Origin of the sequence: Paradevosia shaoguanensis, from assembly GCF_016801025.1 — a bacterium.
GTDB lineage: Bacteria > Pseudomonadota > Alphaproteobacteria > Rhizobiales > Devosiaceae > Paradevosia > Paradevosia shaoguanensis.
In genome coordinates, this window is sequence record NZ_CP068983.1 from 2,225,732 (window position 1) to 2,242,746 (window position 17,015).

Annotated in this window: 19 protein-coding genes; 13 read left to right on the forward strand and 6 right to left on the reverse strand. The window is 64.7% G+C overall.

Annotated elements, in window-relative coordinates:
* Window positions 1-7: 7 nt before the first annotated feature.
* From JNE37_RS10575 to JNE37_RS10585, 3 genes are read right to left on the reverse strand one after another with little or no spacing between them, the layout of a single operon-like run.
* Window positions 8-460 carry a TetR/AcrR family transcriptional regulator gene (locus JNE37_RS10575; RefSeq protein ID WP_035094077.1) on the reverse strand — a complete coding sequence of 151 codons (453 nt, stop codon included), beginning with the start codon at window positions 458-460 and terminating at the stop codon, window positions 8-10.
* The gene (locus JNE37_RS10580) at window positions 457-1,494 is read right to left on the reverse strand and encodes an FUSC family protein (protein WP_203066212.1); all 1,038 of its coding nucleotides are present in this window, start codon (window positions 1,492-1,494) and stop codon (window positions 457-459) included. Before JNE37_RS10580 ends, JNE37_RS10575 begins: the two co-directional genes overlap by 4 nt.
* A gap of 12 nt (window positions 1,495-1,506) precedes the next feature.
* Window positions 1,507-2,718 carry an HlyD family secretion protein gene (locus JNE37_RS10585; RefSeq protein WP_203066213.1) on the reverse strand — a complete coding sequence of 404 codons (1,212 nt, stop codon included), beginning with the start codon at window positions 2,716-2,718 and terminating at the stop codon, window positions 1,507-1,509.
* A gap of 78 nt (window positions 2,719-2,796) precedes the next feature.
* On the opposite strand from JNE37_RS10585, the gene JNE37_RS10590 reads away from it, so the two are divergent.
* The 12 genes from JNE37_RS10590 to JNE37_RS10645 all read left to right on the forward strand — a co-directional run bounded on the left by JNE37_RS10590 (window position 2,797) and on the right by JNE37_RS10645 (window position 14,151).
* A complete protein-coding gene (locus tag JNE37_RS10590; RefSeq protein ID WP_203066214.1) occupies window positions 2,797-3,288 on the forward strand; it encodes a MarR family winged helix-turn-helix transcriptional regulator in 492 nt (163 codons plus the stop codon).
* A gap of 49 nt (window positions 3,289-3,337) precedes the next feature.
* On the forward strand, window positions 3,338-4,054 hold the full coding sequence (locus JNE37_RS10595) for a GntR family transcriptional regulator (protein ID WP_203066215.1): 717 nt from the start codon (window positions 3,338-3,340) through the stop codon (window positions 4,052-4,054).
* Window position 4,055: 1 nt separating this feature from the next.
* Entirely contained in the window at window positions 4,056-5,291 is a 1,236-nt protein-coding gene (locus JNE37_RS10600; RefSeq protein WP_203066216.1) for an NAD(P)/FAD-dependent oxidoreductase, read from the forward strand.
* Window positions 5,288-6,292, forward strand: coding sequence for a 4-hydroxyproline epimerase (locus tag JNE37_RS10605; RefSeq protein WP_203066217.1), 1,005 nt, complete (start codon window positions 5,288-5,290; stop codon window positions 6,290-6,292). The genes JNE37_RS10600 and JNE37_RS10605 overlap by 4 nt, the downstream gene beginning before the upstream one ends.
* A 26-nt stretch (window positions 6,293-6,318) precedes the next feature.
* On the forward strand, window positions 6,319-6,648 hold the full coding sequence (locus JNE37_RS10610; RefSeq protein WP_203066218.1) for an L-rhamnose mutarotase: 330 nt from the start codon (window positions 6,319-6,321) through the stop codon (window positions 6,646-6,648).
* An 89-nt stretch (window positions 6,649-6,737) separates the two neighbouring features.
* Window positions 6,738-7,799 carry a Gfo/Idh/MocA family protein gene (locus JNE37_RS10615; protein WP_203066219.1) on the forward strand — a complete coding sequence of 354 codons (1,062 nt, stop codon included), beginning with the start codon at window positions 6,738-6,740 and terminating at the stop codon, window positions 7,797-7,799.
* A complete protein-coding gene (locus tag JNE37_RS10620) occupies window positions 7,796-8,335 on the forward strand; it encodes a MaoC family dehydratase (protein ID WP_203066220.1) in 540 nt (179 codons plus the stop codon). The genes JNE37_RS10615 and JNE37_RS10620 overlap by 4 nt, the downstream gene beginning before the upstream one ends.
* A 7-nt stretch (window positions 8,336-8,342) precedes the next feature.
* On the forward strand, window positions 8,343-9,497 hold the full coding sequence (locus JNE37_RS10625; protein ID WP_203066221.1) for a CaiB/BaiF CoA transferase family protein: 1,155 nt from the start codon (window positions 8,343-8,345) through the stop codon (window positions 9,495-9,497).
* Window positions 9,494-10,618, forward strand: coding sequence for an extracellular solute-binding protein (locus tag JNE37_RS10630; protein ID WP_203066222.1), 1,125 nt, complete (start codon window positions 9,494-9,496; stop codon window positions 10,616-10,618). Before JNE37_RS10625 ends, JNE37_RS10630 begins: the two co-directional genes overlap by 4 nt.
* Window positions 10,618-11,061, forward strand: a complete 444-nt coding sequence (locus JNE37_RS10635; protein WP_203066223.1) for a MaoC family dehydratase — start codon at window positions 10,618-10,620, stop codon at window positions 11,059-11,061. Before JNE37_RS10630 ends, JNE37_RS10635 begins: the two co-directional genes overlap by 1 nt.
* Before the next feature lie 472 nt (window positions 11,062-11,533).
* On the forward strand, window positions 11,534-13,039 hold the full coding sequence (locus JNE37_RS10640; RefSeq protein ID WP_203066224.1) for a helicase HerA domain-containing protein: 1,506 nt from the start codon (window positions 11,534-11,536) through the stop codon (window positions 13,037-13,039).
* Between the two features lie 149 nt (window positions 13,040-13,188).
* Window positions 13,189-14,151, forward strand: a complete 963-nt coding sequence (locus JNE37_RS10645) for a dihydrodipicolinate synthase family protein (protein WP_203066225.1) — start codon at window positions 13,189-13,191, stop codon at window positions 14,149-14,151.
* Window positions 14,152-14,196: 45 nt separating this feature from the next.
* Here JNE37_RS10645 and JNE37_RS10650 read toward each other — a convergent pair whose 3' ends face one another.
* Window positions 14,197-14,637 carry a hypothetical protein gene (locus JNE37_RS10650; protein ID WP_203066226.1) on the reverse strand — a complete coding sequence of 147 codons (441 nt, stop codon included), beginning with the start codon at window positions 14,635-14,637 and terminating at the stop codon, window positions 14,197-14,199.
* Between the two features lie 13 nt (window positions 14,638-14,650).
* Window positions 14,651-15,142, reverse strand: coding sequence for a cupin domain-containing protein (locus JNE37_RS10655; RefSeq protein WP_203066227.1), 492 nt, complete (start codon window positions 15,140-15,142; stop codon window positions 14,651-14,653).
* Between the two features lie 107 nt (window positions 15,143-15,249).
* Here JNE37_RS10655 and JNE37_RS10660 point away from each other — a divergent pair, with 107 nt between their 5' ends.
* Window positions 15,250-16,194 carry a LysR family transcriptional regulator gene (locus JNE37_RS10660; protein ID WP_203066228.1) on the forward strand — a complete coding sequence of 315 codons (945 nt, stop codon included), beginning with the start codon at window positions 15,250-15,252 and terminating at the stop codon, window positions 16,192-16,194.
* Here the strand turns inward: JNE37_RS10660 and JNE37_RS10665 are convergent.
* Window positions 16,191-17,015, reverse strand: coding sequence for an amidohydrolase family protein (locus JNE37_RS10665; RefSeq protein WP_203066229.1), 825 nt, complete (start codon window positions 17,013-17,015; stop codon window positions 16,191-16,193). The two genes, JNE37_RS10660 and JNE37_RS10665, sit on opposite strands and share 4 nt — an antisense overlap.

Here is a 17,015-nt window from a genome sequence, read left to right on the forward strand (position 1 = left end):
AGACTACCTACCCAAAAACCCGATCGACTACGGTGCGCGAGAGCGCCGCGCGCACCACACTTTCCGCTTCTTCCATGCTCGCCGTTGCTCGCTCCGACACGCGACGGACGGCCTCGTCCCAGTAGAGCCGGCCGAGGCCTGGAATGTTGCGATATTCCCGGAGCACCAGATCCAGCACCGCGCGTGCCTTGCCCAGGGTCAGCTCCACCAGGATCACCTCCAGCGTGGCGCCGGGCGTTTCGGGCAGGCAATGGCGCCGGATCAAGGCTTCGAGGATTGCCGTCTTGGAGGGGAAGTGGTGGTAGACCGCCGATTTGGTGACGCCGGCCCGGCGGGCGATGTCTTCCATACGACCCTTCTCGAAGCCATCGCGAGAAAAGATATCGAGCGCGGCGTCGAGCACCATGTCGGGGCGCCGCAATTGCAGGCGGAAATTGGGAATGCGCCGTTCGCCGCTCATGACAGGGACTCCTTGAACGCTGGCTCGGGCGACGGCTTGAGCAGCAGCGCTTCGAGCAGGGAGGCGAGGAAGGCCGCGCCGATCGCGCCGCCGATGGTAAGGACCGCGCGGGTGAGGAAGGCATAGCCCGGCTCCTGCGTCGCCAGAGCGCCGCCGATCAGCGAGATCATGACCGACGCCGCATATTGGTAGACCATGGCCGGATGACGCCCCGATATCATCCTGGTCGTGAAGAAGAGCGTGCCGAGATAGCCGAGCAGCAGCAGGATCGGCAGGTGCGCCACGAGGCTGAGTATGGCCAGCACGACAAGTGCGACCGCCCCGCCCATGAGCGTCGAAAGGCTGCGCTCGCGCGCTTCGGCGAAAAGCGTTTCGCTGGTGGGGAAGGTGAGGACGAAGACTGCGCCCACGCCCAGCATCATGTTGGAGCTGTCCGAGATCGAATAGAGCCAGAACGAGAACAGCAGCAGCACGCCGGCGCGGATCGCCGCGCGGAGGGCCAGCTGGTCCTCGTGATAGGGCACGTAGATATCGACCGCCTGTTCGCGCGTTGCCGGCGGCATGATGAGGTAGAGCAGCGGAGTGAAGATGGCGGCACACAGCGCGGCCTTGGACATCTCGTCCCGCAGCACGATCATGGCCTGGTAGGTGCCGGTGCCCAGGACCGACGTCATCATGGCCGAAACGATGATGAGCATGCCGAAGGGGTTGCCGGTCTTGCCGATGAGGTAGAAGCCCAGGAAGAAGAGCAGTCCCATCAGCGCCACCATCACCAGCGGCATGTTGATGGTGAGCGAGACCAGCCAGGACATCACCCAGAGCATGACGATGAAAGCGATCGGGCCGCCGAGCGCGCGCCCGATATTGAGCGCCTTGCGCGACCCGGCCATGAGCGAAAACATCATGGTCGGGTAGATGAGCGCCATGGGTGATTGCAGGGCGACACCCACGACGAACCCGATCACCGGCATGATGGCGAGGCGGATGGCGAAGTTGGGGTCGTCCGCTTCTACTGGCCTTGGCGCGACATACATGGCACCGGCTCCCTAGTAGAGGAACGAGAGGTAGGAGCGCAGGTGCTGCAAGCCGGTGGCGATCCAGGCGATGGGATTGGCGTCACCCGCTGCATAGACCAGCACGTTGACCTTGGAGCCGACGCGGACATTGGCCGGCCAGTCTTCGAGCAGTTCGACATGCACGGGGATGGTGCGGGCCGGCTCGAACCAGCGGGTCGTCGCTTGGTTCTGTGGCAGTCCGTTGGCCGAGGTGCGGCCCGGATCGATGCCCCAGGCGATGCCCTGGACCCGACCTTCGTAGAGCCGACCGGGCTGGCCGTCGAAGAGGATCGAGGCCTCTGCACCCGCCGTTATATTGGCGAGCTGGTTCTCGCGCATGTCGACCATGATCCAGGGACGCTCGGCGCCGATGAAGGTCATGGCAGGCGAACCGGCATTGATGAACTGACCGACGGCAAGGCGAAGGTTGGTGATGACGCCGTCGGTGGGTGCAGTCACGGTCGCGAATGTGCGGTTGAGTTCGGCCTGTTCCAGTTGCACCTGAGCGAGCTGGATCTGGGGATTGATAACGCCCTGGCCGCCGGCCTTGAAGAGCGCGGATTCGAGATCGGCGCGGGCCGCTTCGAGCGCAGCTTCGGCAGACTTGAGATCGGAGGCGGCCTTGTCGGCCTGGGCCTTGGCGGCAACGCCGCGCTCGACCAGGGACTGCGTGCGGGCCACGCTGGCGCGGGTATTTTCAAGCGTGGCTTCGGCCTGCGTGACGCGGGCCTGCGCCGAGGCAATGGAGGCGGTCGAGGCATCGACGCCCTGCGTGGCCTGGGCGAGGTTGGCTTCGGCCTGCTTGACGGCAAGATCGAACGGGCGGGGATCGAGCACGAAGAGGGCATCGCCCGCCTTGACCTCCTGGTTGTCGTGCACCAGCACCTCGGTCACCTCGCCGCTGACGCGGGGCGCAACCTGGGTGGTGAAGGCGGCGACGGCGCCGGTCGAGCTTGAGGGCGCCATGCGGTCCGTGGCGACATACCAACCGAGCAACAGCACGAAAAAGATCAGCAATATGCGCACGATGGCCTTGGCCGGCGGACGGCGGCGCGCCTTGGGCGCGGCTTCGTCCTGTGCCGGCGCGGGGAGGGGCGCGGTTTCGGGGAGCGTTGCGGGAGGGGAGGCCTCCAGCGTGGCGGGTTCTATCCGGTCGTCCTCGAGGGCGGCGCCGGTTGACTGTACTGCATGAAGACGCGACATCTAGGTTTCCGGTGTGTTGCTGAACTGGAAATTCGGTTGTATCTCTACTGCCGAATTACTCTATGATCGAGATAGTTGATGGTGGATAGATCGTCAAGGGCGGAGCTGACCCGCGTCCAGCGCATGCGTCGCGTGGGTCTTGGGCTGCGGCGGATCGTCTACTGGTCCGAGCAGGCCAGCGCCTTCGCCGCCAAGAAATTACGGCTGCACCCCACCGATCTTACCTGCATCGGCTACCTCTACGATTCGGAGGAAGCGCTCAGCCCCAAGCAGATCATCAGCCATCTGGGGCTATCGTCGGGCTCGGGCACGGCGCTGCTGGATCGGCTGGAGGGGGCAGGCTTCATCCGGCGCGTGCCGCATCCCACCGACAGGCGCAGCGTCCTTATCGAACTCGACCGCGAACAGGCAGCCGAGCCCATCGCCTTTTACCGCTACATGCGGCAATCCTATTCGGAAGTGATGGACAAGTTTTCCGATGCCGATCTCGATCGCATCGCCGAGTTCCTCGAAGAGGTGAGCGAGGTGCAGGTCAACGCCCGGCTCGACGGCCTGGCCCCACACGAGTAGTTGTCGACAAAGTGGATACGGGATAAGGATAGCCATCCTGGAGATCCCCATGGCAGCACCCGACGACAAGCCTGAAACGGTCACGCGCACACGCGGATCGGGGGCCCAGACCATCTATGAACGGCTCCGGCAATCGATCCTGGAACTGGCCATCAAGCCGGGAAGTCCGCTCGACGAAGTGGGGCTTTCGGAAGAATTCGGCATGTCGCGTACGCCGGTGCGCGAGGCGTTGGTGCGGCTGGCCGCGGATGGCCTCGTCACGACGCTGCCCAATCGCAACACGATCGTGGCGCCGATCGATTTTACGCAACTGCCCGTCTATTTCGAAGCGCTGACGCTGATGTATCGCGTCACGACGCGCTCGGCGGCTATCCATCACCGCGAGGAAGACCTCATCGCCATTCGCGGCCAGCAGGCGGCCTTTTCGGAAGCCGTGATGCGGCGTGATGCCCTGGGCATGATCGGGGCCAATCGCGATTTCCACGTCGCCATCGCCCAGGCGGGCGGCAATCCCTATTTCACCGCGCTCTTCACGCGCTTGCTCGATGAGGGGCGGCGTATCCTCAGGCTCTATTATTCGAGTTTCGAGGATCGCCTGCCGCGCCAATATGTCGACGAGCACGAGGCCATGGTTACGGCCATCGCAGCGCGCGATGTCGAGGCCTGCGAGCGGCTTGGCGCCGAGCATGCGGCGCAGATCGTCAAGCAGATCCAGAGCTATATCGCGCGCTTGACCGTCTCCGGTATCCGGCTGGGGGATCGCTGAGATGGCGCGCATCGCCGTATTGGGAGCCGGCATCATCGGTTCGGCAGCCGCGACGTGGCTGATCGATGAGGGCCACGAGGTTACCGTCTACGAGCCCGATATCGATGGGCTGCCGACCTCCACGGGCAATGCCGCGCTGCTGGCCTTTCCGGAGATCGCGCCCATCGCCAGTCCCGGTATCGTCACTACCGTGCCCAAATGGCTGCTCGATCCGCTCGGGCCGCTGACGGTGCGCTGGACGGACCTGCCGGCGCTGACGCCGTGGCTTCTCGCCTTCCTCATGAACGCGACGCCGGGGCAGGAGGCGCGGACGCGCCTGGCACTGACCGGGCTCATGAAGACGGCACTGGCCGATCACGAGGAGCTTGGCCGCAAAGCCGGGCTTGCCGGACATCTGCGGCAGACCGGTTACATCTCGGTGCATGACAGCGAGGCCAGCACACAGGCCGCCCTGCGCGAGGCCGAGAAGGTACGCGAGGCGCTCGGTTATCCCTACGAACGGGTCTCGGTGGAAAAGGCGCGCGAACTCGTGCCGCAGCTTGAGGGGCAGTTCGCCGGTGCGGTGCTGCAGCCCATCTACTGGATGGTCTCCAATCCGCTGACGGTCCTGCGTCGCTACCAGGCCTTCTGGCGCGAAAAGGCGCAGTTCGTGCCGAGCCGTGCGCAGGCTTTGCGGCAGACCGACGAGGGCATAGCTGTCGTCTGCGGCAGCGGCGAAGACCTCTACGACAAGGTCGTGGTGGCCTCCGGCGTCTGGTCGCGCGAGTTGGTGCGGAGCCTCGGCGTTAAAGTCCTGCTCGAGACCGAGCGCGGCTACAACACCACCTATGGCTTTACCGAGCTGGGCTGGAACCTGCCCATGCCGGTGGGCTTCGGCGATCACGGCTTCATCGCCTCTCCGCTCGTCGATGGCCTGCGCGTCGGCGGCGCGGTGGAACTCGCCAAGCCGCAATCGCCGCCCAATTTCGGGCGTGCCAGGGCCATGCGCACCAAGATGCGCCGCTACGTGCCTTCGCTGCCCGAAGGCGGCAAGGAATGGATGGGGCGGCGGCCGTCGACGCCCGATTCCGTGCCCGTCATCAGCCGGCACCCCAAGGACGATCGCATCGTCTTCGCCTTCGGGCACGGCCATCTCGGCCTCACGCTTTCCGCCGTTACCGCCCGCAGGGTCGCAGACCTTGTCGCGGGCCGCGACACGGCCGATCTTTCACCTTTCGACATCGCGCGGTTCCAATGACCAAGAAGAGCTTTTTCTGCATAGACGCCCATACCTGCGGCAATCCCGTGCGCGTGGTCGCGGGTGGCGGCCCCGACCTCCAGGGCGCCACCATGAACGAGCGCCGCGAGCATTTCCTGGCCGAATACGACTGGATCCGCACCGGCCTCATGTTCGAGCCTCGCGGCCATGATGTGATGAGCGGCTCGATCCTCTATCCCGCCCTGCGCGAGGATGTGGACGGCTCGATCCTCTTCATCGAGACCTCGGGGTGCCTGCCCATGTGCGGCCACGGCACCATCGGCACTGTGACGGTGATGATCGAGGAAGGGCTCGTCGCCCCGAAGGTGCCGGGCAAGCTTCGCCTCGAAGTGCCGGCCGGGGTCATCGAAGCCGAATATACCATGGACAATGCCGGGCACGTCATCGACGTCAAGATCACCAACGTCCCCTCATTCCTCTACGCAACCGACCTCGAGATCGACCTCCCCGGCATCGGGCCACTCAAGTTCGACGTCTCCTATGGCGGCAATTTCTACGCCATCTTCGAAAGCCAGCGGGGTTTCGAGGACATGGCGCAGTTCTCCGCCGCCGACATCCAGCGGCTCTCCCCGATCGCGCGAAAACTCATAAACGAGAAGTACACGTTCCAGCACCCGGAATACCCGACCATCAACGGCCTTCGCCACGTGATGTGGACCGGCAAGGCCAAGAACCCCAAGGCCGATGCGCGCAACGCCGTGTTCTACGGCGAAAAGGCCATCGACCGCTCGCCCTGCGGCACCGGCACCTCGGCGCGGCTGGCGCAGAAGGCGGCGCGCGGCGATCTTAAGGTCGGCGAGACGTTCGTGCATGAAAGCATCATCGGGAGCCTCTTCGTCGGCAAGGTCGAGGCCGAGACGCAGGTCGGGCCCTACAAGGCCATCGTGCCCTCGATCGCCGGCCAGGCCTGGATCACCGGCTACAACACCATCTTCCTCGACGACCGCGATCCCTTCGTGAAGGGCTTCACGGTCGCCTGACGGACCCAAGGGAGGAGTTCCAAGACATGACCCGCTACGCCTCTGTCATCGGCATCAAGCCCGAAGCTATCGCCGACTACAAACGCCTGCATGCCGACGTCTGGCCGGATGTGTTGAAGCAGATCAAGGCTTCCAACATCTCCAACTACTCGATCTTCCTCAAGGAGCCGGAGAACCTGCTCTTTTCGTATTTCGAGTACCACGGCAGCGACTATGAGGCCGACATGGCAGCCATGGCCGCAGATCCGCGCACGCAGGAATGGTGGGCCGTCTGCAAGCCCCTGCAATCGCCGCTCTCGACCCGCAAGGATGGCGAGTGGTGGGCCGACATGCCTGAAGTCTTCCACATGGACTGATCCGAACGGCGCTTGCACGTCCTCCCCATATGTGAAAATATCATTCACAGAAGAATTGCGGTTCGGAAGCGGCCGCGAGGGAGGATTTCTTGATCCCGGTCGACCAGCTGGCGCAGAACTGGCCCCTGCCATCTGCGCCAAAACCCATCGTCATCATCGGCGGCGGCGGCATCGTCAACGATGCCCACCTGCCCGCCTACCGGCTGGCCAACCTGCCGGTCGCCGGCGTCTATGACCTCGACAATGCCAAGGCGAAGGCCCTGGCCGACAAGTGGGGCATCAAGGCCTTTTCGACCCTCGGGGAGGCCATCGCCACCCCTGGCGCTGCCTACGACCTGGCGCTCCCGCCCTCTGCACACCTCAAAGTCCTGCCGAGTCTCCCCGACGGCGCTGCGGTGCTGCTGCAGAAGCCCATGGGTTCGGACCTTTCGGAAGCCACGCAAATCCTGAAGCTTTGCCGGGCGAAAAACCTCAAGGCGGCGGTCAATTTCCAGCTGCGCTTCTCGCCCATGTTCCTCGCGCTCAAGGATGCCGTCGATCGCGGCTGGCTGGGCGACATCGTCGACGTCGAAGTCCATCTCAACCTCGTCACCCCCTGGCAGCTCTTCCCCTTCCTCAAGGGTCTGCCGCGCATCGAGATCGCCGTCCACTCGATCCACTATCTCGATACCGTCCGCTTCTTCCTGGGCAACCCCACCGGCGTCCATGCCCGCTCGGTCGGCCATCCTTCGACGGACCTCGCCCAGACCCGTACCTCGGCGCTCATCGACTTCGCCCCCGGCCAGCGGGTGACGTTCTCGATCAACCACAACCACGATTTCGGCCGCAAATTCCAGGACGCCGCCTTCCGCAGCGAGGGCACCGAAGGCGCTGCGATGGTCAAGCTCGGCGTCCTTCTCGATTACCCCAGGGGCGAGCCCGACGAGCTCTGGATCACGCGGCGCGGCGAAGACTGGACGCAGGTCCCGCTCGAAGGCGGCTGGTTCCCCCATGCCTTCCGCGGCACCATGAGCAACCTCCAGCGCTTCGCCGCGGGCGAAGACGACAGGCTCGTCACTTCGGTGGAAGACGCCTGGTACACGATGGCTCTTGCCGAAGCCGCCTTCGTCTCCGCTGCCGCGCCCGCCACTCCCATCGAGGCCAAGCCATGAGCACCATCGGCGTTTCCTCCACCCATCCCAAAACTATGCCGGCAGAGCATGCCGACATTCCCGTATGGAACAGCGAAAACTGGTTCTACGAGGATTGGCCGGTGGGCCAGAAGATCCGCTCGCTCCGGCGCACCATTTCGGAGGGCGAGTCGATGGCGTTCAACGCGCTGGTCACCGACATGCACCCCTATGTCGCCGACGATATTTTCGCGACCACCGAGGGCCAGTTCGGCAGACGGCTTGTCGCCGGCGCCTTCGTCTTCTCGGCGGGCCTCGGCCTCGTCGCCACCAATTGCGTCAACGCCTTTTCCTACGGCTACGACAAGCTCAGGTTCATCAAGCCGACCTTTGTCGGCGACACCATCTACACCATCCGCACCAACCTCGATAAACGCCCGAAATATGCCGAGCTCGGCCTCATCCGGGCCAGCTACGAGGTCTTCAAGGGCGAGGGTGAACTCGTCCTCTACTGCGAGCACCTGCAGACGGTGAAATACCAAAACCCCGCCGAATTCGCCGGCAGAGTCGAAAAGTAACAAAAGAATGGATCAGAATCTTCCGCTCACCGGCCTCGTCGTCATCGACATGTGCCAGTTCCTTTCCGGCCCCTATGCCTCGCTGCGCCTGCAGGATCTGGGCGCGCGCGTCATCAAGATCGAGCGTCCCGATGGCGGGGACCTGTCCCGTCGCCTCTATCTCACCGACACCGAGATCGGCGGGGATTCCACCAATTTCCACGCCATCAACCGCTCCAAGGAAAGCCTGGCGCTCGACCTCAAGAGCCCCGACGACATTGCCGCACTCAAAAAACTCCTGACCCAGGCCGACGTCGTCCTCCAGAACTTCCGCCCCGGCGTCATCGAGCGCCTCGGCCTCGACTACGAAGCGGTCAAGGCCATCAACCCGCGCATCGTCTACGCCTCGATCACCGGCTACGGCATGGAAGGCCCCTGGGTCATGCGTCCTGGCCAGGACCTGCTCGCCCAGGCCCGCTCTGGCCTCATGTGGCTCAATGGCGATCACGACCAGGGCCCGGTGCCCTTCGGCCTCGCCGTTGCCGACATGCTCGCCGGCTCCGCCGCCTGCCAGGGTATTCTGGCCTCGCTGGTCCGCCGTGGCATAACCGGGCAGGGCGCCCATGTCGAAACCAGCCTTTTGGAGGCGCTGGTCGACTTCCAGTTCGAGGTGCTGACCGCCTATCTCAACGATGGCCAGCGCATGCCGAAACGCTCCGAATTCCGCTCGGCGCACGCCTACCTCTCGGCCCCCTATGGCGTCTACCCGACGGCCGACGGCTATCTCGCCATCGCCATGACGCCGATCGCCAAGCTCGCCGATCTCTTCGGCCTCGAAGCACTGGCCCCCTTCAAAGACAAACCAAAAACCTGGTTCTCGGATCGCGACGCCATCAAGCGCATCATTGCCGACCACGTCGCCACCCAGAGCACCGACCATTGGCTCTCCATCCTCGAGCCCGCCGACATCTGGTGCGCCCGCGTCCTCACCTGGGACGAGCTGATGCAGACGGAGGGTTTCAAGACCCTCGACATGCTCCAGACCGTGACGCGCGAGGACAACGTCTCGATCACCACCACCCGCGCACCGCTCCGCATCAACGGCATGCGCCCAAAAACCTCGCGCGCCGCGCCCCTCATCGGCGAACAAAGCGAAAAAATCCGCGCGGAGTTCGGCCTGTGAGCGTCACCCTCAAGGGCATGACCTGGAGCCATCCGCGCGGCTACGATCCGATGGTGGCGACCTCGCGCCAATGGCAGGTCGAAACCGGCGTCGAGATTACCTGGGACAAGCGCAGCCTCCAGGATTTCGAGAGCTTTCCGGTCGAGGAACTGGCGCGGAAATACGACCTCATCGTCATCGACCACCCTCATGTGGGCCAGATCACCGCCGAAAAGTGCCTCGCCCCCCTCGACGTCCCCGGCCGCGAGCGCGGCTTTGCCGACATCAAGGCCGGGACGGTCGGAAAATCCTTCGAGAGCTACCAATGGCAAGGCCGCCAATGGGCTTTTCCCATTGATGCGGCCACCCAGGTCCAAGCCTACCGCGCCGACAAGCTGGCTCGTCCGCTGACCCGCTGGAGCGAAGTTCTGACGCTCGCCCGCGCCGGCAAGGTCACGATTCCCATGCGCCCGCCGCATTCACTGATGAGCTTTTACACCCTCGCCGCGAACCTGGGCACGCCCTGCAACGTCACCGGCCAACTGATCGCCCCCGAAGCGGGCGAACGCGCCGTGGCGCTCCTCGCCGAACTCGTCGCCCTCATCGACCCCGAGGATTTTTCCCGCGACCCCATCGCCTCCTCCGAGCTTTTGGCCAGTGAGGACACCAACCTCGCCGTCATGCCACTGGGCTATGGCTACGTGAACTACGCGATGGACCGCTTCCGCGATAATTCCCTCGCCTTCGCCGACATCCCCGCCGCCGGCAGCAACGGCCCCATCGGCTCGGCCCTCGGCGGCACCGGCATCGCCGTCTCGGCCTTCTCCAGGCGCATCGGCGCCGCCATCGACTACGCCTACTGGGTCGCCAGCGCCCCGGTGCAGAAGACCATCTACGCCATTTCCGGCGGCCAGCCCGGCCACGCCGCCGCCTGGGAAGACGACAAGGTCAACGCCGCCACCCACGACTTCTATCGCAACACGCGAAAAACCCTCGAAGGCGCCTGGGTCCGCCCGCGCCACGACGGCTACATGCAATTCCAGGAAGCCGCCTCCCAGCGCCTCAACCAGGGCCTGCTTTCGGGCGAATCCCCGAAAAACATCGTCGTCGCCCTCAACGCTCTCTTTGCGGAATCCTTGTGATGGACAGACCACGCCACTTCGAAGACTACGTCCTCGGCGAAACCCGGAAAACCTACGGCCGCACCATCACCGAGACCGACTTCGTCGTCCATGCCGGCCATACCGGGGATTTCTTTCCCCACCACATGGACGCCGAGGCGATGAAATCGACGCCCTTCGGCCAGCGCATCGCCCACGGCACCATGACCTTCGCCATCGGCATTGGCCTCACTGCCAGCGAGATCAACCCGCTGGCCTTCACCTATGGCTACGAACGCCTGCGCTTCCCGAAACCCGTCTTCATCGGCGACACCATCCACACCGAGCTGACCATCACCGGCCTCGACCCCGACCCGAAGCGCGCCACCCACGGCCGCATCACCGAGCAGGTCCGTGTCATCAACCAGCGCGGCGAAACGGTGCTTGCCTGCGACCACATCTATCTGGCCGAGCGGCGGGGTTAGCCTTGCGCAGTGCTCACCCCCACCACTGAACTTCCCCGGCCGCAGAGCCGGGGGTCACGGATTTCTCCACGCGAGTGGAGGGTGCCATGGGCCCCGGGTCTCCGCCCGGGGAAGTTCGGTGGTGGAGGCACTATCTGGCCTCCAACTCACCTCGCCCCCTCGGGGAGAGGTCGCCGCAGCGCGGCGGGTGAGGGGTGGCCAGCAACACCGTTCGTGCCTGTTGCATCCCCCTCCCTAGCCCTCCCCACAAGGGGGAGGGTGGGGTTTGCTGCACGATCTTGCCAAGGACACCCACCCTCCCCCTTGTGGGGAGGGTTAGGGAGGGGGTGAGCCCAGGACACCGCCCTCGCTGCCCCCAAACCCAGCCACCGCGCGCTCCCCCTGTGCATTTTCCCCATGCCCCCTCCCAACCCGGCTCCAAAATGCTAAGGAACCCCTAACCCTTCCGATTCCCCAGGATTCCTCACCCGACATGAACGTCTCGATCGACATGGGAAAAGCCGCCGGCGGCGCGGCGGCCATGCTTGATCTCGAGGAACTCCTGGCCACGCGCCTCCTCGTCCAGGGCAATTCCGGCTCCGGCAAGTCCCACCTGCTGCGGCGCCTGCTCGAACAGAGCGCGCCCTGGGTGCAGCATTGCGTGGTCGATCCCGAGGGCGATTTCGTCACCCTTGCCGATAAATACGGGCACCTCGTCGTCGATGGTGCCCGCACCGAGCGCGAGCTCACCGCCATTGCCGGCCGCATTCGCCAGCACCGCGTCTCGGTGGTGCTCAACCTTGAAGGCCTCGACATGGAGCAGCAGATGCGCTGCGCCGCCGCCTTCCTCGGCGGCATGTTCGATGCCGATCGCGACTATTGGTATCCGGTCCTCGTCGTCGTGGACGAAGCCCAGATCTTCGCCCCCGCCGCTGCCGGCGACGTTTCCGATGAAGCGCGAAAACTCTCGCTCGGCGCCATGGCCAACCTGATGTCGCGCGGCCGCAAGCGCGGCCTGGCCGGGGTCATCGCCACCCAGCGCCTCGCCAAGCTCGCCAAGAACGTCGCCGCCGAAGCCTCAAACTTCCTCATGGGCCGCACCTTCCTCGATATCGACATGGCCCGCGCCGCCGATCTTTTGGGCATGGACCGCCGCCAGGCCGAAATGTTCCGCGATCTGGCGCGCGGCAACTTTGTTGCTTTGGGACCGGCCATGTCGCGAAAACCGCTGCCCATTGCCATCGGCCCGGTCGAAACCTCGGCGCGCTCGACAAGCCCCAAGCTGACCCCGTTGCCCGAGGCCCCGCAGGACGCCGCCGATCTCATCTTCTCGTCCGTCGCCGAAGAGATCCGCCAGCCGCCTGTCCGCCGCCCCGCGCCGCCTCCGCCGACGCCCACCGCCGATATCCTCACCCAGCTCGCGCGCAAAAAACCCGAGCACGAGCCGATGCCGGTATCGCTCTTCCCGGAGATCGACGAGGCCGAGCGCGAGGCGCTGCTCGACCAGGTCATGCGCGAACTGCTCGACGATCCCGATGCCGGCTTCCGCACCGTCGCCGTGCTCTACCAGGATTTTCTGGTCCGCTGCCGCATCCGCCGCGTTCCCGGCGAGCCACTCGCCCTCCCCGCCTTCCGCCGGCGCCTGGCCGTCGCCAAGGCCACGGTCGATGAGGAAACCGCGTCCTCCGACACCTGGCAGCAGGCTCTGGCGCTCTCCGAGCGCCTGACCGATGACGTGCAGGGCGTCTTCCTCATCGTCGCCCAGGCCGCCGTCACCGGCGCGCCCTGTCCGCCCGACGCCACGCTGGCGCGCGTCTACGGTACGCACTCGGTCGGTCGCGCCCGGCGATTGCTTTCCTACTTCGAGGAACGCGGGCTGGTGGTCGTGCGCACAGATTTCCACGGCAAGCGTATCGTTGCCTTCCCGGACCTGAGCGTCGAGACGGCGCCTGGCGATCCCAACGGCCCGGATGTCGAAGCCGATCAGGCCGCCGAATAAGCTTTCTCGCTCGCCCATCTAGGGAGCCGCCCGCGGCAGGCGTGCTTTGTGCCTTCAAGTCTTGTCGACAAACAGGATACAAGGCGCTAGACAGAGATCAGCGAAATTCCGGTGCCTTCATCGGGCTCCGTCCAATCGACAAGGACATCATGAATACGAGCATTTTCACGGGCGTGATTCCGGCCCTGATGACGCCCTGCAAGGCCGACCGTACGCCCGATTTCGACGAGCTGGTGCGCAAGGCGCGCGAACTGGTCGATGCCGGCATGTCCGGCGTCGTCTATTGCGGTTCGATGGGCGACTGGCCGCTCCTCACCGATGCGCAGCGCCAGGAAGGCGTCGAGCAGCTGGTCAAGGCAGGTATTCCTGTGATTGCCGGTACCGGTGCGGTCAACACGGCGTCAGCCGTAGCTCACGCCGCCCATGCCCAGCAGGTGGGGGCTGCCGGCCTCATGGTCATCCCGCGCGTGCTCTCGCGCGGCAACTCCCCGACGGCCCAGCGCCATCATTTCGAGGCCATTCTCTCGGCCGCGCCGAACCTCCCGGCCGTCATCTACAACAGCCCGCATTACGGCTTCGAGACCCGTGCCGACCTCTTCTTCGCCCTGCGCGCCAGGCACAAGAACCTCGTCGGCTTCAAGGAATTCGGCGGCGCCAAGGCCATGACCTATGCCGCCGAACACATCACCAGCGCCGATCCCGATGTGGTGCTGATGGCCGGCGTGGATACCGGCGTCTTCCACGGCTACGTCAAGGCCGGCGCCACCGGCACCATCACCGGCATCGGCAACGCCCTGCCGCATGAAATCCTGCATTTCGTCGCCCTCGCCAAGGCGGCGGCCGCCGGGGATGTCGAGGCGCGCATGCGGGCGTTGGAGATGGGCGAAGCGCTCGAAGTGCTCTCGACCTGGGACGAAAGCACGGACCTGGTGCTCTACTACAAGTACATGCTCGAGCTGCAGGGCGAGGCCGCCTACAAGCTCCACTTCAACGCCACCGACGAACTCTCGCCGAGCCAGAAGGCCTGGGCTAAAAGCCAGTACGAACAGTTCAAGGCTTGGTATGCCGAGTGGAGCAAGCTCCCCGGCGCAGTGCAGAAATATCGGAGCTAAAGTTCTGCAAGGACAGACAAAAAGGGGAGCCAAGGCTCCCCTTTTTCAATGGTCGGCCAGTTCGGCTTCGGACGCGAAATAGGCATGGATCTGGTAGAGCGGCACCGGATGCGGCGGGATGCCATCGGGCCGGAACTCCACATCGATCCGCTCGATCGGCGGCGTGGCGATGCCAGGCAGGAGCCGCGTCCACGACGTGCCGGCGGCGAGGTCCGCGACATCGAACATGTATTCGACGCAGACTACACGGCCATCGACAACGCAGTAGATCGGGCCGGTCGGCGGGCTGGCGGGATCGACCCAATGCGCACCCATATTGGGAACGTGCGGGCTGATCTGCACGGCCTGTGGCGCAACCTCGGCAATCAGCGGCAGGTCCTTGCCGGGAGCGCGAGCGAAGCGTTCGTGTGCCTCGATAGGGTTGGCCGCGCCGATCAGGGTCGAAACGACGATGCCGACGGCGACGCAGTAAAGCGAAAGGTTCATGGCATCCTCCCGCTCAAAACGTCTTGGGCTGCAGGGGCGTGCCCACAATGTCGATGCCGTTCGCCGCGCAGGTGGCGACGAGCGCATTGATGACGTCCGGCGTCGGCGCCGACCGGGTGGACAGCTCGAAGCGCTGGGCAGGGCGGCTCGAAAGGCGCAGCATGTTTTCGAAATCGGCGCCGCGCGTCACGGTCAGCATGCGCGCGCCGTCCCGGCTTTCCACGCAATAGCTGTGCGGAAGCCCCTTTGGTGCCAGCAGGCTATCGCCGACGCGGCCGACCTTTTCCTGGCCGTCGACGATGAAGCGAACCTCGCCTTCGAGGATGAGGAAGAGCTCGTCCTCGTTGCGATGGACATGCATCGGCGGGCTATCGCCATAGGGCATCCAATGCTCGATGACGCAGAGGCCGTCCTGGCCGGCCCTGGAGGAGGTTTTGATGAGAATGAGGGTGTTGCCGAACCAAAAGACTTCGCCGGCCGACTTGATGTTTGAAAAGACAGTCATTTTAGCGTTTCCTGTTCAGTGATGCCCGGTTCGCGACCGGACGTGCACTGACCAGTGCCGGCGTTCGTCTTGGTGAAATCGATTGATCGTATGGGACTATTCACGCCATGAATTTGAATAGCCTGGACCTCAACCTCATCCGTGTCTTCGACGCCCTGATGCAGGAGCGTAGCGTCACGCGCGCCGGCGAGCGCGTCGGGCTCTCCCAGCCGGCGGTCAGTTCTGCGCTCAGCCGGCTGCGCTACGCGCTCAACGACCAGCTTTTCATCCGTCGCGGCAACGAGATGCTGGCGACGCCGCGTGCCGAGGAGCTCGCTGAGCTGGCCCGCTCCGCGCTCAACTCCATCGAGCGCATGGTGCATTCGCGCTCAACGTTCGACCCGCTGACGCTGGAGCGCACCTTTACCCTCCTGGGCTCGGACTTCTTCTCTTTGATGCTGATGCCGCATCTGGCGGTGAAGCTGGCAGAAAGCGCGCCGCGCGTTGCCGTGCGCCTGCTCGACAGCGCGCGGGGTGATGTCACCAGGCTCCTCCAGGACGACGCCGTGGATATGGCGCTCGAGCGGCCGGTCGAAGTGCCCGACTGGATTTCGAGCATCCTGCTGTTTCCCTCGGCCTTCGTCATCATCGCTGCTGCCGACAATCCCGATCTGGCAGGCGTCGTGGAAGGCGAGCCGGTTCCGCTCGATAGTTTCTGTGCGCTGCCGCATGCCCTGCGCTCGATCGACGGCTCGATGAGCGGCATGGTGGATGATGCGCTTGAGGCCACCGGTCGGCACCGGCAGGTGGTGCTGGCGCTACCGCATTTTCAAGCCGTGGCTCTGGCCGTGGCGCGCGGCCGCATGATCGCGGCCGTGCCCAGCCAGTTCGCCGAAATGGCGCGCAGGGACCTGGCGCTCAAAATCTATCGCCCGCCCTTCGACGTGCCGGTGCCCGATATCAAGCTCTATTGGCATTCCCGCCATGACAGCGAGGTCGGTCACCAGTGGATGCGGCACCAGGTGCTGGCAGCCGTCAACGATCTCGGTTTCGCCGAGGGCGCAGTCGGCTAGACGCGATAGATGCGTTCGGCGTTGCGATGGAGGAGCTTTGCCTTCTCCGTCTCGCTGGCGCCCGAGAGTATCTGGTGGGTGGCTTCTACCCAGCGGGTGAGGTTGGCGGTCAGGGTGCAGACGGGGTGGTCCGAGCCCCAGACGACGCGATCCCAGCCGAAGCTTTCGATGACGTGCTCGGCGAAGGGCCGCAGGTCGTCCACCGTCCAGTCGGGTTTGGCATAGGCCACGATGCCCGAAATCTTGGCATTGATATTGGGGCGCTTTGCCAGCTCCTTAATGTAGTGGCGCCAGGGCTCCAGCTCCATCGCTGCCACTTTCGGCACGCCGCAATGGTCGAGCACGAAATGCACGTCCGGCGCCTTGTCTGTGAGGTCAGCGCCGATGGGGAGCTGATCGGCGCGCAGGCAGAGGTCAAAGCTCAAGTGATAGGGGGCCAGCCGCCGCAGGTTTTCCGCGAAGAGTTCGGTCTGGGACAGCTCGTTGGGCGCTTCATGGAGAATGCGGCGTAGCCCACGAACCTTTGGATTGCGCACCAGCACTTCGAGGTATTCGGCGAAGCCTTCGTGCTCGGGGCGGCCCGAGGCGACGGCACCGATCACGCGCGGGTGCGCCTGGGTGACGAAGGCGGTTTCCGCTGCGATATCTTTTTCGGCCACGTCCACTTCCATATGGATGGCCGATTCAATGCCGAGCTTTTCGGCTTCGGCGAAATAGCTCTCGGCGTCCCATTGCTTGTTGAGCGGGCCGGCATTGGCGAGCCAGGGATAGGAGAAGCGGTCCTGGTAGACCAGGTGCAGGTGCGTATCGAGAATGCGCAT

Bases quoted from the DNA above. Each gene is read 5' to 3' on its own strand.
- JNE37_RS10575 (WP_035094077.1), bottom strand. From the start codon at position 460: ATGAGCGGCGAACGGCGCATTCCCAATTTCCGCCTGCAATTGCGGCGC.
- JNE37_RS10580 (WP_203066212.1), bottom strand. From the start codon at position 1,494: ATGTATGTCGCGCCAAGGCCAGTAGAAGCGGACGACCCCAACTTCGCC.
- JNE37_RS10585 (WP_203066213.1), bottom strand. From the start codon at position 2,718: ATGTCGCGTCTTCATGCAGTACAGTCAACCGGCGCCGCCCTCGAGGAC.
- JNE37_RS10590 (WP_203066214.1), top strand. From the start codon at position 2,797: ATGGTGGATAGATCGTCAAGGGCGGAGCTGACCCGCGTCCAGCGCATG.
- JNE37_RS10595 (WP_203066215.1), top strand. From the start codon at position 3,338: ATGGCAGCACCCGACGACAAGCCTGAAACGGTCACGCGCACACGCGGA.
- JNE37_RS10600 (WP_203066216.1), top strand. From the start codon at position 4,056: ATGGCGCGCATCGCCGTATTGGGAGCCGGCATCATCGGTTCGGCAGCC.
- JNE37_RS10605 (WP_203066217.1), top strand. From the start codon at position 5,288: ATGACCAAGAAGAGCTTTTTCTGCATAGACGCCCATACCTGCGGCAAT.
- JNE37_RS10610 (WP_203066218.1), top strand. From the start codon at position 6,319: ATGACCCGCTACGCCTCTGTCATCGGCATCAAGCCCGAAGCTATCGCC.
- JNE37_RS10620 (WP_203066220.1), top strand. From the start codon at position 7,796: ATGAGCACCATCGGCGTTTCCTCCACCCATCCCAAAACTATGCCGGCA.
- JNE37_RS10625 (WP_203066221.1), top strand. From the start codon at position 8,343: ATGGATCAGAATCTTCCGCTCACCGGCCTCGTCGTCATCGACATGTGC.
- JNE37_RS10635 (WP_203066223.1), top strand. From the start codon at position 10,618: ATGGACAGACCACGCCACTTCGAAGACTACGTCCTCGGCGAAACCCGG.
- JNE37_RS10640 (WP_203066224.1), top strand. From the start codon at position 11,534: ATGAACGTCTCGATCGACATGGGAAAAGCCGCCGGCGGCGCGGCGGCC.
- JNE37_RS10645 (WP_203066225.1), top strand. From the start codon at position 13,189: ATGAATACGAGCATTTTCACGGGCGTGATTCCGGCCCTGATGACGCCC.
- JNE37_RS10650 (WP_203066226.1), bottom strand. From the start codon at position 14,637: ATGAACCTTTCGCTTTACTGCGTCGCCGTCGGCATCGTCGTTTCGACC.
- JNE37_RS10655 (WP_203066227.1), bottom strand. From the start codon at position 15,142: ATGACTGTCTTTTCAAACATCAAGTCGGCCGGCGAAGTCTTTTGGTTC.
- JNE37_RS10660 (WP_203066228.1), top strand. From the start codon at position 15,250: ATGAATTTGAATAGCCTGGACCTCAACCTCATCCGTGTCTTCGACGCC.
- JNE37_RS10665 (WP_203066229.1), bottom strand. From the start codon at position 17,015: ATGCGCATTCTCGATACGCACCTGCACCTGGTCTACCAGGACCGCTTC.